General features: G+C 73.5%; 19 protein-coding genes and 1 riboswitch. Of the genes, 12 read left to right on the top strand and 7 right to left on the bottom strand.

Annotation, left to right across the window (positions count from 1 at the left end; translation table 11 throughout):
• Positions 1–39 precede the first annotated feature (39 nt).
• Both ACFWEG_RS21745 and ACFWEG_RS21740 read right to left on the bottom strand, forming a co-directional pair.
• On the bottom strand, positions 40–726 hold the full coding sequence (locus ACFWEG_RS21745) for a DUF5995 family protein (RefSeq protein WP_387217638.1): 687 nt from the start codon (positions 724–726) through the stop codon (positions 40–42).
• A 128-nt stretch (positions 727–854) separates the two neighbouring features.
• The gene (locus ACFWEG_RS21740) at positions 855–1,169 is read right to left on the bottom strand and encodes a hypothetical protein (RefSeq protein WP_387217635.1); all 315 of its coding nucleotides are present in this window, start codon (positions 1,167–1,169) and stop codon (positions 855–857) included.
• A 1-nt stretch (position 1,170) separates the two neighbouring features.
• On the opposite strand from ACFWEG_RS21740, the gene ACFWEG_RS21735 reads away from it, so the two are divergent.
• Positions 1,171–2,001, top strand: a complete 831-nt coding sequence (locus ACFWEG_RS21735; RefSeq protein ID WP_387217632.1) for a glycoside hydrolase family 6 protein — start codon at positions 1,171–1,173, stop codon at positions 1,999–2,001.
• Between the two features lie 5 nt (positions 2,002–2,006).
• On the opposite strand, the gene ACFWEG_RS21730 is transcribed toward ACFWEG_RS21735, so the two are convergent.
• Positions 2,007–3,404, bottom strand: a complete 1,398-nt coding sequence (locus ACFWEG_RS21730; RefSeq protein WP_387217629.1) for a uracil-xanthine permease family protein — start codon at positions 3,402–3,404, stop codon at positions 2,007–2,009.
• Positions 3,405–3,611: 207 nt separating this feature from the next.
• Here ACFWEG_RS21730 and ACFWEG_RS21725 point away from each other — a divergent pair, with 207 nt between their 5' ends.
• Positions 3,612–4,064, top strand: coding sequence for an acyl-CoA thioesterase (locus ACFWEG_RS21725; RefSeq protein ID WP_387217628.1), 453 nt, complete (start codon positions 3,612–3,614; stop codon positions 4,062–4,064).
• Here the strand turns inward: ACFWEG_RS21725 and ACFWEG_RS21720 are convergent.
• Positions 4,024–5,256: an MFS transporter gene (locus tag ACFWEG_RS21720; protein ID WP_387217626.1), complete on the bottom strand. Its 1,233-nt coding sequence runs from the start codon at positions 5,254–5,256 to the stop codon at positions 4,024–4,026. The two genes, ACFWEG_RS21725 and ACFWEG_RS21720, sit on opposite strands and share 41 nt — an antisense overlap.
• 114 nt (positions 5,257–5,370) lie before the next feature.
• On the opposite strand from ACFWEG_RS21720, the gene ACFWEG_RS21715 reads away from it, so the two are divergent.
• The gene (locus tag ACFWEG_RS21715) at positions 5,371–6,543 is read left to right on the top strand and encodes an ROK family transcriptional regulator (protein WP_387217623.1); all 1,173 of its coding nucleotides are present in this window, start codon (positions 5,371–5,373) and stop codon (positions 6,541–6,543) included.
• A 132-nt stretch (positions 6,544–6,675) separates the two neighbouring features.
• Here ACFWEG_RS21715 and ACFWEG_RS21710 read toward each other — a convergent pair whose 3' ends face one another.
• A complete protein-coding gene (locus ACFWEG_RS21710; protein WP_387217620.1) occupies positions 6,676–9,084 on the bottom strand; it encodes a chitinase C-terminal domain-containing protein in 2,409 nt (802 codons plus the stop codon).
• Between the two features lie 237 nt (positions 9,085–9,321).
• A riboswitch (FMN riboswitch) is annotated at positions 9,322–9,452 on the top strand.
• Positions 9,453–9,656: 204 nt separating this feature from the next.
• Between ACFWEG_RS21710 and ribD the strand changes: the two genes are divergently transcribed.
• The 8 genes from ribD to ACFWEG_RS21670 all read left to right on the top strand — a co-directional run bounded on the left by ribD (position 9,657) and on the right by ACFWEG_RS21670 (position 15,587).
• Positions 9,657–10,715 carry a bifunctional diaminohydroxyphosphoribosylaminopyrimidine deaminase/5-amino-6-(5-phosphoribosylamino)uracil reductase RibD gene (gene ribD / locus ACFWEG_RS21705; RefSeq protein WP_387217641.1) on the top strand — a complete coding sequence of 353 codons (1,059 nt, stop codon included), beginning with the start codon at positions 9,657–9,659 and terminating at the stop codon, positions 10,713–10,715.
• A gap of 1 nt (position 10,716) precedes the next feature.
• A complete protein-coding gene (locus ACFWEG_RS21700) occupies positions 10,717–11,340 on the top strand; it encodes a riboflavin synthase (protein ID WP_387217617.1) in 624 nt (207 codons plus the stop codon).
• Complete coding sequence (locus tag ACFWEG_RS21695; protein ID WP_387217615.1) at positions 11,337–11,990, top strand: nicotinamide riboside transporter PnuC; 654 nt, start codon at positions 11,337–11,339, stop codon at positions 11,988–11,990. The genes ACFWEG_RS21700 and ACFWEG_RS21695 overlap by 4 nt, the downstream gene beginning before the upstream one ends.
• Entirely contained in the window at positions 11,987–13,306 is a 1,320-nt protein-coding gene (locus tag ACFWEG_RS21690; RefSeq protein WP_387217612.1) for a bifunctional 3,4-dihydroxy-2-butanone-4-phosphate synthase/GTP cyclohydrolase II, read from the top strand. Before ACFWEG_RS21695 ends, ACFWEG_RS21690 begins: the two co-directional genes overlap by 4 nt.
• 37 nt (positions 13,307–13,343) lie before the next feature.
• Complete coding sequence (gene ribH, locus ACFWEG_RS21685) at positions 13,344–13,829, top strand: 6,7-dimethyl-8-ribityllumazine synthase (RefSeq protein WP_387217611.1); 486 nt, start codon at positions 13,344–13,346, stop codon at positions 13,827–13,829.
• 35 nt (positions 13,830–13,864) lie between these two features.
• Entirely contained in the window at positions 13,865–14,137 is a 273-nt protein-coding gene (locus ACFWEG_RS21680) for a phosphoribosyl-ATP diphosphatase (protein WP_387217608.1), read from the top strand.
• 132 nt (positions 14,138–14,269) lie between these two features.
• A complete protein-coding gene (gene hisG, locus ACFWEG_RS21675; protein ID WP_387217605.1) occupies positions 14,270–15,118 on the top strand; it encodes an ATP phosphoribosyltransferase in 849 nt (282 codons plus the stop codon).
• Positions 15,119–15,140: 22 nt separating this feature from the next.
• Positions 15,141–15,587 (top strand): PH domain-containing protein, encoded by a 447-nt coding sequence (locus tag ACFWEG_RS21670; RefSeq protein WP_387217602.1) that lies wholly within the window; start codon positions 15,141–15,143, stop codon positions 15,585–15,587.
• 7 nt (positions 15,588–15,594) lie between these two features.
• On the opposite strand, the gene ACFWEG_RS21665 is transcribed toward ACFWEG_RS21670, so the two are convergent.
• Positions 15,595–17,487 (bottom strand): AAA family ATPase, encoded by a 1,893-nt coding sequence (locus tag ACFWEG_RS21665; protein WP_387217599.1) that lies wholly within the window; start codon positions 17,485–17,487, stop codon positions 15,595–15,597.
• Between the two features lie 355 nt (positions 17,488–17,842).
• A complete protein-coding gene (locus tag ACFWEG_RS21660; protein WP_387217597.1) occupies positions 17,843–18,484 on the bottom strand; it encodes a uridine kinase in 642 nt (213 codons plus the stop codon).
• 211 nt (positions 18,485–18,695) lie between these two features.
• On the opposite strand from ACFWEG_RS21660, the gene ACFWEG_RS21655 reads away from it, so the two are divergent.
• Positions 18,696–20,026 (top strand): peptidase C39 family protein (locus ACFWEG_RS21655; RefSeq protein WP_387217594.1); only part of this gene is annotated, 1,331 nt, incomplete at its 3' end.

Below are 20,026 nucleotides of genomic sequence, written 5' to 3'. Positions count from 1 at the left end.
CGATCCGGCCGGCCGCCGGGTGACCTTCCCCGGACCGCCTCAGCGGTCGAGCGGGGTGAGCAGGACCCGGCCCACCAGGCCGACGGACGCGTCCGTCCGCTCGGTGAACTCGGCCGCCAACTGCGGCAGTCGGCCGAGCCCCCACAGGATCCGCGCCGTCGACCAGGCCGCGTCCCTGGCCCGGTCCAGGCTCCACGAGGCCAGCAGGTGCGTCAGCGGATCGGTGAGCAGCAGGAGTTCGGGGCCGGGCGCCAGCTCGTCCCTGATCCGCTCCTCCAGGCCGACCAGCACGTCACCGACCCGGTCGAAGGCGTCCTCCAGTCCCGCCGGGCCGCAGCCGAGGTCCCGGCAGACGCGCACCAGCGCGAGCGGCAGGTCGTACCCGACGTGGGCGTTGATCCCCGCGAGCGCGAACTGCGCGGGCGCGATGCCGGGATGGTGCCGGGAGCGCAGGAGCGGACGCCAGCTCGCGGGCGGTCCGCCGCCCCCCGCCGCGGCGTCGAGCACCGCCGCGTACCGCTCCGCGAGACGGACGCCGAGCAGCCCGGCGGCCGGCGGATGGCGCGGGGGCGCGCCGTCGACGCCCGCCGCGGCGGACTCCGTGACCGCGCGGTAGACCCGGTCGAACACCGCCAGTCCGTCGTTTTGCGGCCAAGCCGCACGGAACGCGGGCATCCTCCCCGTCGCGTTTCCCGGGCCGGCGGTGAACTGTTCGGTCTGCGCCATGCCCGCAGGTTCCCACCCCATAGGGTGGGCCCCGGTGCCGTGGGGACAGGAGTTCCCCAGAACGAGGGAACATGAGACGAACACGGCCCCTGGGGAGGGGAGATGAAGGTGCCGGGTCTGCGTGCCGCTCACGCCAGAGCGGCGATGGTGGTGGTGGCGTCCTCGGTGGTCACCGTCGCCACCGTGGCGGGGACGATCACCACGGGGGAGGGGCGCTCGAAGGACTCGGCGCGGCCCCGTGAGTCGGCCTCGCCGACCCTGATGCCCCTGCCCGCGATCCCCTCGCCCAGCGTCTCCGCCTCGCCCTCGCCGAGCGCGTCGAAGACGAAGAAGCCCAAGCCGAAGGCCACGACGAAGAAGAAGCCGGCCCCGAAGGCGAAGGCGCCGTCCGAGCCGGTGGTCCGGGCCAGCGGGGCGTCGCTCTTCCAGGTCCCCGGGTCCAAGGTGCTGCAGTGGGTCGCGGGCAACCGCAACGATCCGCGCCGCCCGCTCATCGAGCAACGCATCGCCAACCAGTCGCAGTCGGTCTGGTTCACCGAGTACAACCCGGGCGTGATCACCGGCCGGGTGCGCAGCGTCACCGCCGCCGCGTCCGCCGCCGGGAAGGTGCCCGTCCTCGTGCCGTACGCCATCCCGCAGCGCGACTGCGGCGGCGCGTCCGGGGGCGGCTCGCCCTCGTACGGCGCCTACGACGGCTGGATACGCGACTTCGCCGCGGGGCTCGGGAGCGGCGAGGTCATCGTCGTCCTGGAACCCGACTCCGTCGCGCTGGCCTCCGACTGCCTCTCGGCGGGGCAGATGAGCGAGCGGTACGCCTCGCTCGGCCGGGCCAGCCGGGCCATCAAGGCCGCCAACCCGCGGGCGCGGGTGTACTTCGACGCCGGCCACTCCGGCTGGCGCTCCCCGGGCGAGATCGCCGGCCTCCTGCGGCAGGCGGGCGCCCACCAGACGGGCGACGGCATCTTCACCAACGCCGCCAACTTCCACCGCACCGCCGACGAGGCCGCCTACGCCCGCCGGGTTCTCGACGCCCTCGGCGGGCCCTCCCACCTCGGCGCCGTCATCGACACCAGCCGCAACGGCGGCGTCGTCCCACCGGGCGGCACCTGGTGCGACCCGGCCGGCACCAAGCTCGGCCAGCCCCCCACCACCCGCACGGGCATGTCCCGCATCGACGCGTTCCTCTGGATCAAGCTCCCCGGCGAGTCCGACGGCTGCCGGGGCGCGGCGGGCACCTTCTCCCCGGAGTACGCCTGGGACCTGGTCTCGGGCTGACCGGTTCAGTCCTTGCCGGTGCCGCCCCGCTCGTCGTATCCGCTCGTACCCGCGTCGAGCAGCGGCTCGGCCGGGCGCTTCATGTACTCCGGGGCGAAGGCGCGCAGCGCGTGGTACCCGGTGATCACGACGATCGTGCCGAGCGCGATCCCGCCGAGCTGGAAGGTGTCGGTGAAGTCCATGGTGACGTCGCCGACGCCGATGATGATGCCCGCGGCCGCGGGGACGAGGTTCAGCGGGTTGCGCAGGTCGACCCCGGCGTTGGTCCAGATCTGCGCGCCGAGCAGGCCGATCATGCCGTAGAGGATGACCGTGATCCCGCCGAGCACCCCGCCGGGGATCGCGGCGACGACCGCGCCGAACTTCGGGCAGAGCCCGAAGAGCAGGGCGAAGCCGGCGGCGGCCCAGTAGGCGGCCGTGGAGTAGACGCGGGTCGCGGCCATCACGCCGATGTTCTCGGAGTAGGTCGTGGTCGGGGTGCCGCCCACCGCGCTGGACAGCACCGACGCGGCGCCGTCGGCCGCGATCGCGGTGCCGAGCTTGTCGTCGAGCGGCTCGCCGGTCATCTCGCCCACGGCCTTCACGTGCCCGGCGTTCTCCGCGATCAGCGCGATCACCACGGGCAGCGCGACGAGGACCGCCGACCACTCGAAGCTCGGCGCGTGCAGGGACGGCAGCCCCACCCAGTCCGCCTGCCCCACCGCGGACAGGTCGAGCCGCCAGTGGTCGACGGCCTCGGTCCCGCCGTTCACCGAGTGGATCTTCCCGAAGAGCCGGTCGAAGAGCCAGGAGATCCCGTAGCCGAAGACCAGCCCGAGGAAGATCGCGATACGGGACCAGAAGCCGCGCAGCCCCACCACCGCGAGGCCGGTGAACAGCATGACGAGCAGCGCCGTCCACTGGTCCTGCGGCCAGTACGTGGAGGCGGTGACGGGGGCGAGGTTGAACCCGATCAGCATCACCACCGCGCCGGTCACCACCGGCGGCATCGCCGCGTGGATGATCCGCGCCCCGAACCTCTGCACCGCGAGCCCCGCGGCGAAGAGCACGGCGGCGACGACGAGGATCGCCCCCGTGACGGTCGCGCTGTCCCCGCCGGTGGCCCGGATCGTCGCGGCCACGCCGACGAACGAGAGCGAGCAGCCCAGGTAGCTGGGCACCCTGCCGCGGGTGGCGAGCAGGAAGATCGCCGTCGCGACGCCGGACATCATGATGGCGAGGTTCGGGTCGAGACCCATGAGGACGGGGGCGACGAACGAGGCCCCGAACATCGCCACCACGTGCTGCGCGCCGAGGCCGAGGGTGCGGGGCCAGGAGAGGCGTTCGTCGGGGCGGACGACCGCTCCGGGTTCGGGGGTCCTGCCGTCGCCGTGCAGGGTCCAGCCGACGCCGAGGGCGCGCATGGTCGCTCCGCTTCTGTGGTGCTCGATGATCGACACCGATCGTAAGCGGCCGCGGCCGCGGGTTCGCGCCGGGTTCCGGCAGGTGGGCGAAGGGGCGCCGGCGGCGGGTAAGCGACCTCACACCCCCGCGCCTGAGCGACCGCTCAGGACGGTCGTGTGCGCTGTCTAGACTGAGCCGAACCGTTTCCGCAGCTCAGGAGCGCCCCCGTGACCGTCGAAGCCCCTCCCGCCGTCTCCTACGGCGCGCTCGTCCCCGTCAGCGTCCACTTCGACGACCTGGACGCGCTGGGACTGCTGCACAACGCGCGCTACCCGCTGCTCGTCGAGCGCGCCTGGGTGGCGTACTGGGAGGCGCGCGGCGTCGGCTTCGAGGGGGACTGGGCGGCGGCCGGGGACTTCTGCAACGCCGTGAAGGAGTTGCGGATCGCCTACGACGCCCCCGTCACCCGTACCGGTGGCTACGCCGTCCACCTCTGGCTGGAGCGCCTGGGCACCACCGGCCTCACCTACGGCTTCCGCTTCTGCTCGGCGGACGGCCTGACGACCTACGCGCACGGCACCCGGGTCCTCGTACGGCTCGACCCGGGCACCCTGCGCCCCGCCCCCTGGAGCGACGCGCTCAGGTCCGCGGGGCGGGAACTGCTGCCTCCGCGGGACTGACCGGGGCGCCCGCCGTCGTCCGGCCGGCCGCCCGCAGGACCCCCGCGCCGAGGATCAGGCCGAAGGCGAGCACCGTCACGACGGTGAACGACACCACCAGAGACGTCAGGTCCGCGATCCCACCGATCAGCGAGGGCGCGATCAGGCCCGAGGTGTACGTGACGGTGGCGACGCCGGCGACGGCCTGCTGCGGGTTCGGGCCGCTGCGGCCGGCCGCGGCGAAGGCGAGCGGCACGACGACCGCGATGCCGAGCCCGAGGAGGCCGAAGCCGGCCATGGCGAGCACCGGGTTCGGCGCGAGCACCACGAGCAGACCGCCGGCGGCCGCGAGCACGCCGCCGCTGCGGACCGTGCGCACCGCGCCGAACCGGTCGACCACCCGGTCGCCCGCGAGCCGGGCGACGGCCATCGTCAGCGCGAAGGCGGTGGTGGAGGCGGCCGCGGCGCCCGCCGAGGAGTCCAGGACGTCCCGCAGGTAGACGGCCGACCAGTCGAGGCTCGCGCCCTCGGCGAAGACCGCGCAGAACCCGATCGCGCCGATCACCAGCGCGGACTTCGGCGGCAGCGCGAACCGCGGCGGCGCCTCCTCCTCGGGCTCGCTCCGCACGTCCAGCACCCCGCGCACGCAGACCAGGCCGAGGGCGGTGAGCGCGAGGGCGGCGAGGAGGTGGTGGGCCCGCGCGTCCAGGTGGAGGTGCGCGGCCAGCGTGCCGAACGCCGAGCCGATCAGCGCGCCGACGCTCCACATGCCGTGCAGCCCCGACATGATCGACCGGTCCAGCCGGGTCTCCGTCTCCACCCCGATCGCGTTCATGACCACGTCCGACATGCCGGCCGCGGCCCCGTAGGCGAAGAGCGCGAGGCACAGGAACAGCAGGTTCGGGGCGAGCGAGGGCAGCGTCAGGCTCAGCGTCCACAGGGCGAGCAGCACGGCGAGCGTGGGGCGGGAGCCGAAGCGGTGGCTGAGCGAGCCGGACAGCGGCATCATCAGGGTCGACCCGATCGCCGGGAAGGCGAGGGCGAGGCCGAGCTGCCCCGCACTGACCCCCGCGTGGTCCTGGATCCACGGCACCCGGGTGGCGAAGCTGCCGGTCACCGCCCCGTGCACGCAGAACACCGCCGCAACCGCGATCCGCGCGTTGCGCAGCCGCCGCCGATCCGCCGTCATCGCCGCCTTCTTCCCGCCCACCATGGAACGCCCTCCCCGGACACCGGTCGAATCTGTCGGTTCCAGAAACTATCAGGAAGCCTGCCTGATAAAAAAGGCATCAGCCACGATGTGGATGCGATCTGGAAGGATTCCGCCATGCCGCCCGCCTCGCCGAGCACCGCCCGGGTCATCAACGACCGCCTCGCCCTGCGACTCCTGCAGGACGAGGGCCCTCTGACGGCCCATCAGCTCAAGTCGCTCACCGGCCTCTCCCGCCCCACCGTCGCCGACCTCGTCGAACGGCTCCAGGGCTCCGGGCTGATCGCGGTGGTCGGCGAGGCCGGCGCCGAGCGCCGCGGCCCCAACGCCCGGGTGTACGGGATCGTCGCCGAACGCGCGCACCTGGCCGCGCTCGACGTCCGGATGCGCGGGCTGTCCGTCGTCGTGAGCGACCTGCTCGGGGCCACGCTCGCCGAGAACGCCGCGCCGATCGACGACCAGGCCGGCACCGAGGCGGCCGTCGAGCAGGCCGTCGCCCTCCTGGAGCGCACGGTCAGGGCGGCGGGGGCGGACGGTCTGCACAGCGTGGGCATCGGCGCGCCGGGCCTCATCGACCCGCACACCGGGGAGCTGCGCGACAGCACGGGACTCCCCGCCTGGCACCGGCTGCTCGTCGCCGAACTGCAGCGGCGGCTGCCGGCGGCCGTCCTGGTGGACAACGAGGTCAACCTCGCCGCGCTCGCCGAGCAGCGGCAGGGGGCGGCCCGGGGGCGGGCGGACTTCGTCCTGTTCTGGCTGGGCGCGGGGGTGGGGGCGGCCGTCGTGCTCGACGGCAGGCTGCGCCGCGGCGCCTCGGGCGGCGCGGGCGAGCTGGGCTTCCTGCCGGTGCCCGGCACCTCGGGGCTGCCGTCGGCGGCGGACTGCGCGGGCGGCTTCAACGAGCTGGTGTGCTCGGCCGGAGTGTGCGAACTCGCTGCGCGGCACGGCCTGTCGGGTGCCGGCGGCGGCGCGGAGCCGGACGGCGCCGCCGTCGTCGAACGGGCGCTCGCCGAGGGGCGTACGGCGTTCCTCGACGCGCTCGCCGACCGGATCGCGCTCGGCGCGGCCGCCGTCACGGCCGTCCTGGACCCCGGCTGCGTGGTGCTCGCCGGGGAGATCGGGCACGCCGGGGGTACGGCGCTCGCCGCGCGGGTGGAGGAGCGGGTGGCCGCGCTGTCGCCGCTGCGCCTGGCGGTGCGTCCGGGGGCGCTCGGCGGGGCGGGGGTGCTGCGGGGCGCGCTGCTCGCGGCGCGGGACGCGGCGCAGGAGGACCTCTTCGGCCGCGCCTGAACGGCTCGCTGAGCGCGACCGGCGGTCGCGGGGAGGTCCGTACGACGGCGAACGGCCCGGCGGGGGGAGCCGCCGGGCCGTTCCGTCAGGGGTGGTGCGCCTCCGACCCCGCAGGCGCGTCAGGTCGGGCGATCAGCAGGCGCCCTGGTCCTGCCACACCCCCCACTCGCCGGTCGTGCCGGGCTCCTCGCCGCGCGTCCACCACTTCGCCTTCCAGGTGCGGCCCTTGTGGGACACCAGGGCGGTGCCGACGTACTCCTTCGTCGCGCTCCACGGGGCCGCGGTGCACGCGCCACCCGTCGGGGTCGGCGTCGGCGTCGGGGTCGGCGTCGGGGTGGGGGTCGGCGTCGGAGTGGGCGTGGGGGTCGGCGTCGGGGTGGGCGTCGGCGTCGGGTCCACCGTCCCGCCCGGCTCCACCACCGTCGTCCCGCGCGCCAGGTCGCCGGCCAGCGCGTAGGTCGTCCCGCTGATGCTCACCGTCCAGTTCGACGGCGTGGACACGGGCAGGTAGTAGTTGAACGCCAGGTCCACCGACGCTCCGGGGGCCAGCGACTGCCAGGCCGGGAGCTTCAGCGAGACCCGGTGGAAGTCGCCCTTGAGCCCGCCCACGTTGCTGCCCGTGTGGTCGCTGCGGATCACCTTCGTGCCGAAGCCCGACTGGTCCGAGGCGTTGCCCGGCGCGGAGGTGCCGTAGTCGAACTGGAACTCCGTGCCGCCCGGCAGCGCGGTGTTCGTGTTGTTGGTGATCTTCACCTTCGGCGTGATCGGGTAGTTGGAGTCGCCGAGCTTGAACTCGTTGAACTCCACGCCGATCTTGACGGCCTTCGTCGGCAGGTCGATCGTCGCCGTCCTCGCGCCGTACGGCGTCGCGGACTTGAACTTGTCGTACATCGCCGTCGTCAGCGTGTCGCCGATCTCGTACTGGCCCTTCGCGGCGTTCCAGTCGTAGTCGCCGGCCAGCTCCCAGACCATGGTGCCGCCGATGCCCTTGTCCACCACGTAGTCGGCCTTGCGGGCGACCGACTGCTCGTCCTCGGTCGACAGGAACGTCCTCGTCGTCGCGTTCCACAGCCACGGCGCGACCAGGGTGGAGTCGTACTTGCGGGCGTAGGTGCCGGTCAGCTTGGTGCCGGCGCCGAAGCCGTACTTCGGCAGGTAGTCGCCGAGGACGCCCTTCTCCAGGTTCTTCGCGTGCCACATCGGGTTGGAGCCCGCCGGGGACTCCTTGCCGTTGTCGTCCTTGTCGTGCCACAGGTTGTCGATGCCGGTGGCGCCGTCGCCGCACTTGGTCAGGCCGGAGCCGGCCGGGCAGGTGCTCGCGGAGGCCTTGCCCCACAGCCCGTCGGTGCCGCCCTGCACGTTCTTGTGGCCGCGGGTGTAGTACGGAAGGCCGATGTTGATCCGGCCGGCGGGCATCGAGCCGCGGAAGTAGTGGTACGCCCAGTCGGTGTTCAGGTAGCCGATGCCGCCGTACTGCTGGCTGCCGTAGACGTTGGAGGCGGCCAGCTCGGCGTCCTTGCCGTCGTCGAACAGCGAGGCGTTGGGGCCGACGTACTCGTTCCAGGCGCCGTGCAGGTCGTAGGACATGATGTTGACGTAGTCCAGGTACTTCTGGACCTGGAACGTCTCCATGCCGCGCAGCAGGTAGCCGGAGGAGGGGGCCGCGACGGTCAGCAGGTAGTGCCTGCCGTCTGCCGCGCCCGCCCGGTCCAGCTTCTCGCGCAGGGTCTTCATCAGGGCCGCGTAGCCCTTGACCAGTCCGCCGCGCCGGGCGTTGGAGATCGGGAAGTCGGCCGGGTGGCCGGCGTCCTTCATCGAGGTCGGGTACTCGTAGTCGATGTCGACGCCGTTGAAGCCGTACTTCTTCAGGAACGCGACCGTCGAGTCGGCGAAGGTGTCGATGCCGGCCTGGTTGACCGAGCCGTCGGCGTTGGTGGCCATGGTGTAGAAGCCGCCGGAGCCGACCCGCTTGCCGTCGTCGCCGAAGTAGCCGCCGGTCTCGGCCCAGCCGCCGACCGAGACCAGTGTCTTGACGTCCGGGTGCTGCTTCTTGAACTTGTTCAGCTGGTTGAAGTGGCCCTTGTAGGGGAGCGCCGGGTCCATCTCGGCGCCCGCCACGCCCGGCCAGGTCATGCCGGTGGCCGCGTTGTCGGCGCCGTCGGAGCCGACCGAGATCCTGTTCTGGCCGTCGACGTGCGCGAACGCGTAGTTCAGGTGGGTGACCTTGTCCCACGGGATGTCGTGGGCGAGGTACGACGGCTCGCCGTTCTTGCCCGTGCGCCAGCCGGTGAAGTAGCCGATGACGCGGCGCTTGTGGTCCGCGCCCATCTTCTCGCGGCCGTCGGCGTCGTAGACCGAGCAGTACGGGACGTCGACGCCCGGGGTCTTGTAGAGGCCGTCGGGGCGACAGGACTCCTGGTCGGCGGCCTGCGAGCTGGTCGCCGTGAGGGTGCTGAGCAGCAGCCCGGCCACGGCGGTGCCGGCTGCGAGCAGCGCGGACCTCCGTCCGGTCAGGCGGCCGGTGAGCTGGGGGGTGGCCACGATCTGGTCCTCCTGGGGAGGGCAGGGCGTCTCGGATGCGAGAACGCAGCGGCGAGCGGCACGAGTTCGGGCGACCCGGCCCGCGCCACTCGGAGTGACGCAGACCATAGAGAGGACTAGACCAGCGGTCAATAGGTATGGACCTTTGGATCCGCCCCAAGATCACTGTGAGACAGGCCACAGCCGCCCCCTCCCGGGACGATCTCCGGACGTGGCACACTGGCCCTGTATCAGCAGCAGCGCACTCCGGGGTCGGTGCAATTCCGAACCGGCGGTTACAGTCCGCGACCCGACCGCATCCAGCGGCCGGTTGACCAGGTGAAATTCCTGGACCGACGGTGAAAGTCCGGATGGGAGGCAGTGCGCGGCGGACGAGTCCCCGACCGGGGTGCGTCGGCCGGAGCGGCTGGTCGCCGTGCGGACGGTTGCGTCCCGGCGACCGGCGGCGTCGAGCCGTCCGCTCCTCTCCTCCCGGCTCTCGTGCGCTTCTCTGTCGACATCGACAGCCCCGGAGTCCGTGCCCGAAGCGGCAGGAGGACCCGGTGGCCACCGCGACCACACCCGACGACGCCATGCGGCGCGCCGTGACGCTCGCCGCGCGCGGCCTCGGCTCCACCAGCCCCAACCCCGTCGTCGGCTGCGTGCTCACCGACCCCGCCGGCCGGATCGTCGGCGAGGGGTACCACCGGCGGGCCGGCGGCCCCCACGCCGAGGTCCACGCCCTGCGCGCCGCCGGCGACCTGGCCCGCGGCGCCACCGCCTACGTCACCCTCGAACCCTGCGCCCACACCGGCCGCACCGGCCCCTGCGCCCGGGCGCTGATCGACGCCGGCGTCGCCCGCGTCGTCTTCGCCGTCGGCGACCCGAACGCGCAGGCCGCCGGGGGAGCGGACGTGCTCCGCGCCGCCGGGGTCGCCGTCGAGGCCGGGCTCCTCGCGGCGGAGGCCGAGGCCGTCAACGCCGCCTGGCTGACCTCCGTCCGCCGCGGCCGCCCCCACGTGACCTGGAAGTACGCCGCCACCCTCGACGGCCGCAGCGCCGCCGCCGACGGCACCAGCCGGTGGATCACCTCGCCCGAGTCCCGCGCCGACGTGCACCGGCTGCGCGCCGAGAGCGACGCCGTGGTCGCCGGGGCCGGCACCGCCCGCGCCGACGACCCGCACCTCGCCGTCCGCGGAGTGGAGGGGGCGCTCCAGCCGCTGCGGGTCGTCCTCGACACCCACGGCACCGCCGTCCGCCCCGGCGCCCGAGTCCTCGACGACGCGGCGCCGACCCTGATCGCCATCGGCCCGGACGCCGCGCCGGCCCACGGCGCCGAGACCGTCGTCCTCCCGCTCGCGCAACAGGGCGGCCTCGACATCGCGGCCCTGCTCGCCGCCCTGCACGACCGCGGGGTCCGCTCCGTCCTCCTGGAGGGCGGTCCCGTCCTCGCCGGCGCGTTCGTCGCCGCCGGAGCCGTCGACCGGGTCGTCGGCTACCTCGCCCCCGTCCTGCTCGGCGCCGGCCCCGCGGCCCTCGCCGACGCCGGAATCAGCACCCTCTCCCAGGCGTTGCGGCTCGAAGTGAGCGACGTCGTCCGTCTCGGCCCCGACCTGCGGGTCACCGCCGTCCCTGCCCCGAAGGAGCACTGAAGTGTTCACCGGAATCGTCGAAGAACTGGGTGAGATCACCGCCGTCGAGGACCTCGGCGACGCCTCCCGCTTCCGTCTGCGCGGCCCCGTGGTCACCGAGGGGGCGAAGCACGGCGACTCGATCGCCGTGAACGGCGTCTGCCTCACCGTCGTCGAGACCGGGGACGGCGAGTTCACCGCGGACGTGATGGCCGAGACGCTGAACCGCTCCAGCCTCGGCGCGCTCGCCGTCGGCTCCCGGGTCAACCTGGAGCGCCCGATGGCCGTCGGCGGCCGGCTCGGCGGGCACATCGTCCAGGGCCACGTGGACGGCACCGGCCGCATCGTCTCCCGCAAGCCGTCCGAGCACTGGGAGATCGTCACCGTCTCGGTGCCGGCGGACCTCACCCGCTACGTCGTCGAGAAGGGCTCGATCACGATCGACGGCGTCAGCCTCACCGTCGTCGACGCCGGCCCCGACCACCTCACCGTCAGCCTGATCCCGACCACCCTCGCCCTGACCACGCTCGGCCGCAAGCAGCCCGGCGACCCGGTCAACCTGGAGGTGGACGTGCTCGCCAAGTACGTCGAGCGGCTGCTCGGCGCCGGTCAGCCGCCCACCGCGGCCCGGACGGAGGGGAAGTGAGCGCCGTGTCCTGGCTCAACTCCGAGGCCTTCAGCGTCCTCGGCCAGCACATCATCTGGTCCGACATGATCGGCAACACCATCGGTCTCATAGCCCTCGCGCTCGGCTGGAAGCGCTCGGTGTGGACCTGGCCCGCCCAGCTGCTCTCCGGTCTGGTCCTGGTCGCGGCGAACCTCTCGGTGAACCAGGCCGGCGGCGTCGGCAAGCAGATGGTGGTCATCGCGGTCGCCGTCTGGGGCTGGCAGCGCTGGTCGCGCGGCCGGCGCGACGCCCAGGACGGCTCGATCGCCGTCCGGTTCGCCACCTGGCGGGAGCGCGGCTACCTGGTCGCGGGCGCGGCACTCGGCACGCTGGCCGTCGGCGGGCTCTTCACCGCCTTCCCCGAGCTGTCGTGGAGCCCGTGGGCCGACGCCTACATCTTCGTCGGCACCGTCGTCGCCATGGTCGCCCAGGCCCGCGGGATGGTCGAGTTCTGGTTCGCCTGGCTGCTGGTCGACCTGGTCGGCGTCCCGCTCAACTTCGCCGGCGGGCTCGCGTTCTCCGGCCTCGTCTACGTCGTGTACGGCGCGCTCGTCCTGTGGGGCATGCGCGACTGGTGGCTGCGCTCCCGCGAGGGCGCCCGGCCCGCATTCGAAGGAGCCCCGGCATGACCGCCCGCCCGACACCCGCCCCGCCGCACGCCTCCGCCGACGGACTCCCCGACTGGTACACCGACCTCGACCTCGCCCTCGACCCCGTCGAGCAGGCGATCCGCGACATCGCCGCCGGCCGCCCGGTCGTGGTCGTCGACGACGAGGACCGCGAGAACGAGGGCGACCTCGTCGTCGCCGCCGAGAAGGCCACCCCCGAGATCGTCGCCTTCATGATGAGCGAGTGCCGCGGCCTGATCTGCGCGCCGATGGAGGGCGACGAGCTGGAGCGGCTGCGGCTGCCGCAGATGGTCGACGACAACACCGAGTCGATGCGCACCGCGTTCACCGTCTCCGTCGACGCCGGCCCCGCCCACGGCGTGACCACCGGCATCTCCGCCGCCGACCGCGCCACCACCCTCCAGCTCCTGGCGAGCGGCGCCGCGGGACCGGAGGAGTTCGTCCGCCCGGGCCACGTCTTCCCGCTCCGCGCCCAGGCCGGCGGCGTCCTCACCCGCAACGGCCACACCGAGGCCGCCGTCGACCTCGCCCGGCTCGCGGGCCTCCGCCCGGCCGGCGCGATCGTGGAGATCGCCGGCGAGGACGGCGTCATGCTGCGGCTTCCGCAGCTCGTCCCGTTCGCCCGCAAGCACGGACTGACGATCATCTCCATCGAGGACCTGATCGCCTACCGGCGCAGCGCCGAGCCGACCGTCCGCCGCGAGGCCGAGGTCCACCTGCCCACCGCGCACGGCGACTTCACCGCCTACGGCTACCGGTCGACGGTCGACGGCGTCGAGCACGTCGCCCTCGTCCACGGCGACATCGGCGACGGCCGCGACGTCCTGGTCCGGGTCCACTCCGAGTGCCTGACCGGCGACATCTTCCACTCGCTGCGCTGCGACTGCGGCCCGCAGCTGGAGGCGTCGATGGCGCGCATCACCGAGGCCGGCCGCGGCGTCGTCGTCTACCTGCGCGGCCACGAGGGCCGCGGCATCGGCCTGATGTCCAAGCTGCGCGCCTACGAACTCCAGGAGCGCGGCCGCGACACCCTCGACGCCAACCTGGAGCTCGGCCTGCCCGCCGACGCCCGCGACTACGCGGCCGGGGCGCAGATACTGGCCGACCTCGGCGTGTGCTCCGTGCGGCTGCTGACCAACAACCCCGACAAGTCCGCCGCCCTCGTCCGGCACGGCCTGGAGGTCACCGGCCGCGAGCCGATGCCCGTCCAGGCCGGCGAGCACAACCTGCGCTACCTGCGCACCAAGCGCGACCGGATGGGCCACGACCTGCCGTGGCTCGACCCCGCGCAGTCGTCCACCTGCGGCAACCAGTAACCCCCTCCACCAGCACCTCCAGGGAGCAGAGAAGATCATGAGCGGCAAGGGCGCACCCGTACTGAACGTCAAGAACTGCGGAGACCTGCGGGTGGCCGTCATCGCGGCCCAGTGGCACGAGAAGATCATGGACGGGCTCGTCGACGGCGCCCTGCGCGCGCTGAACGAGCTCGGCATCAGCGAGCCCACCCTGCTGCGCGTCCCCGGCAGCTTCGAGCTCCCCGTCGTCGCCAAGGTCCTCGCCGACCGCGGCTACGACGCGATCGTCGCCCTCGGCGTCGTCATCCGCGGCGGCACCCCCCACTTCGAGTACGTCTGCCAGGGCGTCACCCAGGGCCTCACCCAGGTCTCGGTCGACACCGGCGTCCCGGTCGGCTTCGGCGTCCTCACCGTTGACACCGAGGAGCAGGCCCTGGACCGCGCCGGACTGCCCGGGTCGAACGAGGACAAGGGCCACGAGGCCGTCACCGCGGCCGTCGCCACCGCGACCGTCCTGCGGACCGTCGCCGAACCCTGGCGCTGAAAGCCACCGGCCGACCGCGTAGGGTGGGCGACATCATGTCCAAGAAGACTTTCGAGGAGCTCTTCACCGAGCTCCAGCACAAGGCCGCCCACGGCGACCCCGCGACCTCCCGCACCGCCGAACTGGTCGGCAAGGGCGTCCATGCCATCGGCAAGAAGGTCGTCGAGGAGGCGGCCGAGGTCTGGATGGCCGCGGAGCACGAGACGAAGGAAGCCGCCGCCGAGGAGATCTCGCAGCTGCTCTACCACGTCCAGGTGATGATGGTCGCCCGCGGGATCTCGCTGGACGACGTCTACGCCCATCTGTAGACACCTGGACTCCGTAGCCACCCCGACACCACGGACCGGCGCGGCGGCTCCCTCCGCGGATCCGCCGGTCCGCCGCCCCGGTCCGGGCACGCCCCCCTGCACCACCCCTCTCACGCGAAGGAAGCCGACCTCATGCTGCGCATCGCCCTCCCCAACAAGGGTTCCCTCTCCGGACCTGCGTCGGCGATGCTCCATGAGGCCGGCTACCGGCAGCGCAAGGAGTCGAAGGAGCTCGTCCTCGTCGACCCCGCCAACGAGGTGGAGTTCTTCTACCTCCGCCCCCGGGACATCGCGATCTACGTCTCCTCGGGCAAGCTCGACATCGGCATCACCGGCCGCGACCTGCTGATCGACTCCGGGGCGGACGCCGAGGAGATCCTGGCTCTCGGCTTCGCCCGCTCGACGTTCCACTACGCCGCCAAGCCCGGCACCGCGACGACCGTCACCGACCTCGCCGGACGGACGGTGGCCACCTCCTACGAGGGCATCGTCGCCCGCCACCTCGCCGACACCGGCGTCGACGCCTCCGTCGTCCACCTCGACGGGGCGGTCGAGACCGCGATCGAGCTGGGCGTCGCACAGGTCATCGCCGACGTCGTCGAGACCGGCACCTCGCTGCGCAACGCCGGCCTGGAGATCTTCGGCGAGCCGATCATGACCTCCGAGGCGATCGTCATCCGCCGCACGGGCGCCGACGACACCGACCCCAAGGTGCAGCAGTTCCTGCGCCGCCTCCAGGGCGTCCTGGTCGCCCGGGCCTACGTGATGATGGACTACGACTGCCGTGCCGAGCACCTGGAGCAGGCCGTCGCCCTCACCCCCGGCCTGGAGTCGCCGACCGTCTCGCCGCTGCACAACGAGGGCTGGGTCGCCGTCCGCGCGATGGTCCCCACCCGCGACGCGCAGCGGATCATGGACGACCTCTACGCGCTCGGCGCCCGCGCGATCCTCACCACCGCCATCCACGCCTGCCGGCTCTGAACGCGCACCGGGACCCCGCACCATGAACGAGCAACTCCCCGCCCTGCCGGTCACGTTCCGGCCGAACCGGACCCGGGCCGTGCTCCTGACCCTCGGCGTCGCGGTCTTCGCCGCGGTGTCGACCGTGGGGCTGCTCGTGCCCCGGCTGAGCACGGGGGAGAAGATCAGCTTCGTCTTCACCGGGGCGCTGCTCTGCGGAGTCCTGGTGCTGCTCAGCCGGCCCAAGGTGGTCGCCGACGACCGCGGGGTCACCGTCGTCAACCTGACGACCGCCCGGCGCCTCGAATGGGCGGAGATCGTCCAGGTCAACCTGCGCTCCGGCGACCCGTGGGTCTACCTCGACCTCAGCGACGGCACCTCGCTGCCCGCCATGGGCATCCAGCCGGGCATCGCCCGGGAGAAGGCGCTGCGGGACGCCCGCGCGCTGGCCGCGCTGGTCGACGAGCGGGGCACCGGCACCGGCGGCTGACGGCCCCCTACAGCGGCGGGGGCTCCTGCGGGCCGGTGCGGTCGGCGGGCCCGCGGCCGGAGAGCACCTCGCCGTACGCCTGCATCAGGTCCGGCAGCCGGAGGGTGGCCAGGTCGTCCCGGGTCGGGGTCGCGGCGTAGTCGGAGAGCCGAAGGTCGCGGTACGCGCAGCTCTTCTCGTACAGGGTGCGCAGGAACCGGCCGTTGCCCAGCTCGTCGATCCACCCCTGGTCGACGACGTGGGCGCTGATCGAGCGCAGCTCGTCCAGGGACTCCTCGTCCCACACGTCCCCGTTCTCGGCGGCGAGCACCTCGCCGATGGAGGTCAGCTCGCCGGGCCGGTAGGAGGGGAAGTCCACCCGGGTCGTGAAGCGGGAGGACAGCCCCGGGTTGGCCGCGAGCAGCCGGTCCATGCCCTCGGGGTAGCCGGCGAGGATCACCACCAGGTGGTCGCGGTTGTCCTCGGCCCGCTTCAGGAGCACCTGCAGGGCCTCGTCGCCGTACGCGTCGCCCTTGCTGTAGCCGGAGTTGGACAGCGCGTAGGCCTCGTCGACGAAGAGGACCCCGCCGATCGCGGAGTCGATCAGCTCGTTCGCCTTCACGGCGGTCTGGCCGAGGAACTCGCCCACCAGATCGGCGCGTTGCGCCTCCACCAGATGGTCGCCGCCCAGCAGCCCGAGCGCGTAGAACACCCGGCCGAGGATGCGGGCGACGGTCGTCTTGCCGGTCCCCGACGGGCCGGAGAAGACGAAGTGGCGCTTCGGCGGCCGGACCGGCAGCCCCTGCCCGGCCCGCAGCCGGGCCATGTTCAGCTGGGCCGACAACGCCTTCACCTGGCGCTTCACCGGTTCCAGCCCGACCATCCGCTCCAGTTCCGCCAGCGCCTCGGCCAGCAGCACCGGGTCCGCCGCGGCGGGCGGCGGCTGCGGCGCCCGCCGCCCGCCCCGCTCCCGTACGGCGCCGAGCGCGCCCGGCACCCCGCCCGCCGGGGAGGCGACCGGGGCGGGGTCGGCCCCGTCGCCGAAGCGCGGCTCGCGGCCCTCCGGGGGGAACAGCGGGTCGGCGTCGCTCTGGCCGTCGGCGGTGTCCTGCCCGAAGGCGGCCGTCACGGCGGCGAGGTCGGCGGCGTCGTCCAGGCCGTCGCCGTCGGAGATCGCGGAGAGCCGGGCGGCGGTGTCCATGAAGGCGGGGTCCACGCGGTGCACGGCCCGGTACAGGGGGAGGGCGGCGGCGCTGCGGCCGGTGCCCTCGTGGGCGCGGGCCAGCCAGTAGCGCAGCTCCTTGCGCTGCGGCTGCTCGCTGCGGCACCGCATCAGCGCCGCCGAGAGCAGCGGCTCGGCCTGCCCGAACATCTCCAGGCGGACCCGGGCCATGCCGCCGAACAGGCCGGCCTCGATGCCGAGGATCGGGTCGTCGAGCAGCGGTTCGGTGTGGCGGACCAGCTGCTCCCAGTCCTTGACCAGATAGGCCCGGCAGGCGTGCAGGAAGCGGACCTGGTGGTCGGTGTCGACCGGCGGCAGACCGGCCAGCGCCTGGTCCAGTTCGGGGACATGGCGTCCGTCGAGCCAGTGAGAGGCGTGCGCGAGGAGCAGGTCGCGCGGGTGCTCCAGGACCGGCTGCACCCACCAGCCCAGCCAGTACCAGGAGTTGAGGGTGCGGCGGTGGCGGGAGCGCTGCTCGCCGAAGCGTTCGCGGTGGCGGTACATGCGTAACAGGGCGGCCGTGGTGTCCACCCGGAGCGCGTGCAGGCCGAGCCAGGCGTCCGCCATGGCCGGATCCATCCGCACCGCGGCCCGGAACTCCTCCTCGGCCTGCGGGTACGCCCCCATGGTGTAGGCGTCGACGCCGCGCAGCCAGGCGAGATCGGCGGGGGCGTGCGAGCCCTGCGTGCCGAAGTCCATCGCGTCCCCCACCCGCCGTGCCCCCGTGTCGTGCCGGACCGCCGAGCCGCCGACGGGGGTTGGCCCGCTGCCCGGCCGGGCGGCCGGCGGATCGCGCTGCAAGGCATCGTACCTGCGAGGACACGTCCTGCCGTAGGGCGGAACGACACCGTGACCGTGGGTGATCGCCTGGGCCGGGCCGCGCGAAGGACGGGCGGGCGGGGCGGGAGCGGGGCGGAGCCCCCGGTCACGGGGGAACGACCGGGGACTCCGCGTTCACAGGGCGGCCGGTGGGAAGGGCCGCGTCCTTCGAACGTAGGACCTGGGCCATCCCCGGTCAAGCGCCGCCGACGGCCGCCCTCGCCGCCCTCGGTCGTCAGCGGCCCGTCTCCGCGCCGTCACGTTCCGTGATCACCCCAGGGCCCGGCAGCAGCGCGTACCCCCGTGCCCCCGGTGGCCGGTCGGCGTCGTGCGGCCCCGTCCGCTGCCGGACGAGGACGTCGGCGAACGGCCGCGAGGGGTCGGCGACGAAGTGCCGACGCTCGGCCGGGACCCAGCCGTCCCAGAACGCGCTCTGGGACGGTCCGTCCCGCAGCCGGCCGCGCTCCCACGCGGTCCGGGCGTCCAGGTCCATCCACAGCAGCCCGGCGAGGTGCGGGCGCAGGGCGCTCCGGCCGGCCCCGACTCCCTCGACGACCAGGGCGGGGGAGGGGGCGATGGTCCGCTCCGGGCCGAACGCGCGCCGGACCCAGTCGTAGGGGCGGTAGCGCGCGGTACCGCCGCGGGAGAGCGGCGCCAGGACCTGCTCCCGCAGCCGCCCGGTCCACGCGAACAGCTCGTCGTGGGTGGCGACGTCGTCGAGCCGCAGGACGGGAGCGCCGCCGAGCGCCTCGGCGAGCAGCGTCGCGAACGTGGTCTTCCCCGAGCCCGCGTGCCCGTCGACGGCGACCAGCCGCACCGGGCCGCAGGAGGCGGGCGCGGCGAGCAGTCGCGCCGCGAGGTCGCCGAGTTCGTTCATGATGCCCCGATCGTACGGCCGGGAGCGGGTCACCGGAGCGGGTCACCGGGCGGACGTCGCGGGCGGGGTTCGCATCGCCGCTGATCACGCCACTGGTAGAGACCAATGTTGGTCCAACGGCGCGGTCGGAAACACTGGCCCTGGGGCTTCCCGGCGGCGATAGTTTCCCCACTGTCGTGAACCTGCCCGTCCGTTTCAGGGGGTCCCGCCCATGACCAGCTCCACCTCGCGCAGAACCGTCCTCACCGCCGCCGTCGCGGCGGCCGCGGCCGCCGCCGCGGGCGGACCCGCCGTCGCCGCGCCCCGGCCGGCCCGCCCGGCCGCCACCGTCGACAACCACTTCTGGACCTCGTTCAAGGACTGGCGCAGCGGCGAGGGTCAGGGCACCCGGACCGTCGCGGGCCGCCGACCCGGGCTCGCCATCGCCCGCCCGGCCGGCACCACCGACTACACCGACCCGCACACCGGCACCACCGCCACCTGGGAGTACGCCACCTGGACCTCCCCGGTCCGCCGCTCGCGCGTCCCCGCCACGGAGCTCATCGCCTCCTGGAACGCCGACACCCCCGAAGGAACCTGGCTGGCCGTCGAGCTGAGCGGCACCTACTCCGACGGCACCGCCACCCCCTGGTACGTGATGGGCCGCTGGGCGGCCGGCGACGGCGACATCCGGCGCACGTCCGTCGACGACCAGACCGACGACAAGAGCAGCATCTGGACCGACACCTTCGCCATCGACGACGCCTCCACCGGGCTGCGCCTGACCTCCTACCGGCTGCGCGTGACGCTCTACCGGCGGCCGGGCTCGAAGGCGACCCCCACCCTCTGGCGGCTCGGCGCCATGTCCTCCGACGTGCCCGACCGCTTCGAGGTCCCCGCCTCCACCCCGGGCCTCGCCCGCGAGCTGGCCGTGCCGCGCTACTCGCAGAACACCCACGTCGGGCAGTACCCGGAGTACGACAACGGCGGCGAGGCCTGGTGCAGCCCCACCTCCTCGCAGATGATCATCGAGTACTGGGGCCGCCGCCCCACCGCCGAGCAGCTGGCCTGGGTGAACCCCGAGTTCGCCGACCCCCAGGTCTGCCACGCGGCCCGCTACACCTTCGACTACCAGTACGACGGCTGCGGCAACTGGCCGTTCAACGCCGCCTACGCCGCCACCTACAAGGACCTGCAGGGCGTCGTCACCCGGCTCACCTCGCTCACCGACCTGGAGACCCTGATCCGGGCCGGCATCCCGGTCATCACCTCGCAGTCCTTCCTCAAGGAGGAGCTGACCGGCGCCGGCTACGGCACCTCGGGCCACCTCATGACCGTGATCGGCTTCACCGCCACCGGCGACGTCATCGCCAACGACCCCGCCTCCCCGAGCAACGAGGCCGTCCGGCGGATCTACAAGCGGGCGGAGTGGGAGAAGATCTGGCTCCGCACCAAGCGCTACAACGCCTCCGGCAAGGTCTCCTCCGGCACCGGCGGCGTCTGCTACGTGTACTTCCCGGCCCACCTCACGGGCACCCAGCGCCGCGCCCTGGAGGCCGTCGG

Source organism: Streptomyces sp. NPDC060194, from assembly GCF_042728285.1.
Classification (GTDB): Bacteria; Actinomycetota; Actinomycetes; order Streptomycetales; family Streptomycetaceae; genus Streptomyces.
This window is presented reverse-complemented; position numbering and strand designations above follow the sequence as displayed.